This window comes from Citrobacter sp. wls613 (assembly GCF_005281195.1).
GTDB classification, from domain to species: Bacteria; Pseudomonadota; Gammaproteobacteria; order Enterobacterales; family Enterobacteriaceae; genus Citrobacter; species Citrobacter gillenii.
Genome location: NZ_SZXN01000014.1, coordinates 20390 through 22980 on the forward strand (window position 1 = coordinate 20390; position 2591 = coordinate 22980).

Sequence of the window (2591 nt, forward strand, 5' to 3'; positions counted from 1 at the left end):
GACAATCCTTCACCCGGGTTTGATGTGGGGCTGACCTTTTTTCGCGGCTATGCCATTAAGGATAACTATTTTCCCGATGGCACCACCGTACGCTGTGCGGTGAACGCTGCGGAGGTGGTGAAATAAGCGTTTAGTATTATTTATTAATTGAGAAGGGATAAATATGAATCAGAATGTTTCTACGTCATCAAACGGGCCTTGTACTTTAATTTCTTTAAAGAAACGATTATTGGATTTAAATGAAGTTCAAGATATTCCATTCGTTATACAGGAAGATAAGGATGATATCGTTGTCATTTGTAATTATGTTGACGCTAACTGGTCTAATATTTATGACGCTGGTGGCCTGAAAGAAAGTTTTCAGATTAAGCTTGTATTTGATGATGTTGGTAAGCAGGTTAGCTATCAGGAAAAATCAACCAGTAGTGAATGGGAGGCAGGACCGGAGAAGGTTGGTTTTAAAAAAGAATTTCAGTTAGGACGGAGGAAGGAATTCAAATTTGGTGGTGCCTGGGGGCTAAAAGAGAATGGTGGATTTGGGAAGATTTATAGTTACGACTTTGAATCATCCAGTGTAACAGCTCCTTTGTTTAATGTCATAAAAGAATCTGGTTGGCGTGTTAAGTCAACTTTTTCTGCTGGAAAGAAAAGAACAGCGAAATGGAAAGTTTTTTCCTGTCTGGCATTTGTCGCTATTCTAACAATATCTATTCTCTCCTTCATATTTTTTATGACGACTGGTGTTAAGGAGGCGGCAAGATCTGAAATAGATTGGTTACGTGATAATTCATATATCTTAGCCTATGCGCAAACTGCTAGCGAGATGCGTGAGAAGATTACAAGTGAAGGTTTTAAGTTGGCAATGAAATCTTATAATTTTGAAAGCATAGAGGATTATAGTTTTAATAATATTTCTGTCGAAGGTGATAGAGGTGTACTTTCAGGAAGTGTTACGTTTAAAAACGGTAATATACGTGATATTACCGTCATAATGATTCAGGAAGCTAGCATGTGGAAGATGCTATCTATTGATATCAGCTAGTATTCACAAAAATAAGGGGTAGAGTATGCTTGGAGTTATTCGTATGACAGATAAAACAACGCACGGTGGGATTGTTCTTGAAGGCAGCACTGGTGTTCTATTTATGGGGTTACCTGTTTCGTGCATGATGGATAAAGTATTCTGTCCCGTACATGGTAAAACGATAATTATCGAAGGTGATATAGGTTCCCGGATTAATGGTAAACCTATTGCGCTTCATGGTCATCGTTGTGGGTGTGGTTGTACATTAATTTCATCATTACCTATTGCGGGAAGAATGTGATATATGCCAATTGATCTTAAAAAGATCCCTGAGAAGTTGGTGCTGCCAGTCCCTCCAGATAAACTTAAATGGTTACTCATTATTGTTCTTTGTATTATTTCTGGGGCTACTTTTGTTTTCTTATTTTGGCATGAAAATGAATCCACACATTCAATTTGGTTCTGGTTTTGTTCTCTTGTTGTTCCTTTATTCATTGGGTTAACAGGCTATATTGCGCGATTAAGACGTTATGAAAATGAGCGAGACCGTATCGTTTGGTGGAATCATTTACACGAGCAGCAATATGATGAACAAGTCGCTCTGGGGCGATTAGCCATGGGGGTGTTGGCAACCGCATACATTACTCCCGTCGCCAGCAATAAACTTGCTCACGCACTTACGCAGGGAGGAAGTGAACTTCAAATGAACTATTCTCCTCAGCATCGTAGGATGTTAACAACTGCATTCATTTCCCCACAACTTACAGAGCCCACTGAATCAGGTTATTTGCTACGTATAGAGAATTTACTGAAAAATATCACTCAGCAATTACAACCAGAGCTTACAGAGTTTTCTGGTAATTTTCATGTTCGTATTCAGCATGACGGGGTGTTAGATAATGAGGTAATAAATATGCTCTGGCATCAAGTATTCCCATTACCATGTGATGAGCAGAGTTTTGAAATTTGTAAAGAAGGTGATGGGGCGATGTGGATTGATAAATGGCTGGATAGTCAAGAATCAATATTAATCCTTTCTGTTGCGATAAATTTATTTCTGGAGCCACGAGATAAACAGGCTGAATCTATATCGGCTATATTGCTGGCCTCACCCGCTTGGTTATCTCAAAAAAAAGTGACACCGAAGTCATGGGTACATCGCCCGGTAATAATGGAGGATCCGGTTGAGTCAGTAACAACGGTGACTCGCTGGGGGAATGTAATGCCAGAGTTACCATGGTATTTTTGGCGTTCCAGAATACAAAGCGATGCATTGCCATTAACTCTCCAGTCAATGGAACAAGGTGGTTATTTACTATCAAAAAAAGGAGAGTTTGTATTGGATAATACATTTGGAGAGTCCGGTGTTGGTGTTGGGAATATCATGCTAATATGCGCCAGTGAAAACGCTGTCAAATTAAATATGACTCAGTGGTTATTAATTGATGATAAAACCACGCATATGCTTATTGTGCGTACAGCATGAATTATTATGAAAGGTGTAGATGTGAAAAGTAATCAGCGTCTAAGCACTTGGTAATGACTCCAACTTATTGATAGTGTTTTA

The 2591-nt window shown here is 39.1% G+C and carries 3 protein-coding genes; all 3 read left to right on the forward strand.

Annotated features, from left to right (window positions below; all coding sequences use genetic code 11):
• Positions 1–163: 163 nt before the first annotated feature.
• From FDX01_RS03495 to FDX01_RS03505, 3 genes are read left to right on the forward strand one after another with little or no spacing between them, the layout of a single operon-like run.
• Positions 164–1042 carry a hypothetical protein gene (locus FDX01_RS03495; RefSeq protein WP_137399238.1) on the forward strand — a complete coding sequence of 293 codons (879 nt, stop codon included), beginning with the start codon at positions 164–166 and terminating at the stop codon, positions 1040–1042.
• A 25-nt stretch (positions 1043–1067) separates the two neighbouring features.
• On the forward strand, positions 1068–1325 hold the full coding sequence (locus FDX01_RS03500) for a PAAR domain-containing protein (protein WP_137399239.1): 258 nt from the start codon (positions 1068–1070) through the stop codon (positions 1323–1325).
• A 3-nt stretch (positions 1326–1328) separates the two neighbouring features.
• Positions 1329–2510, forward strand: a complete 1182-nt coding sequence (locus tag FDX01_RS03505) for a hypothetical protein (protein WP_137399240.1) — start codon at positions 1329–1331, stop codon at positions 2508–2510.
• The last annotated feature ends 81 nt before the right edge of the window (positions 2511–2591 follow it).

Bases quoted from the DNA above. Each gene is read 5' to 3' on its own strand.
- FDX01_RS03495 (WP_137399238.1), top strand. From the start codon at position 164: ATGAATCAGAATGTTTCTACGTCATCAAACGGGCCTTGTACTTTAATT.
- FDX01_RS03500 (WP_137399239.1), top strand. From the start codon at position 1,068: ATGCTTGGAGTTATTCGTATGACAGATAAAACAACGCACGGTGGGATT.
- FDX01_RS03505 (WP_137399240.1), top strand. From the start codon at position 1,329: ATGCCAATTGATCTTAAAAAGATCCCTGAGAAGTTGGTGCTGCCAGTC.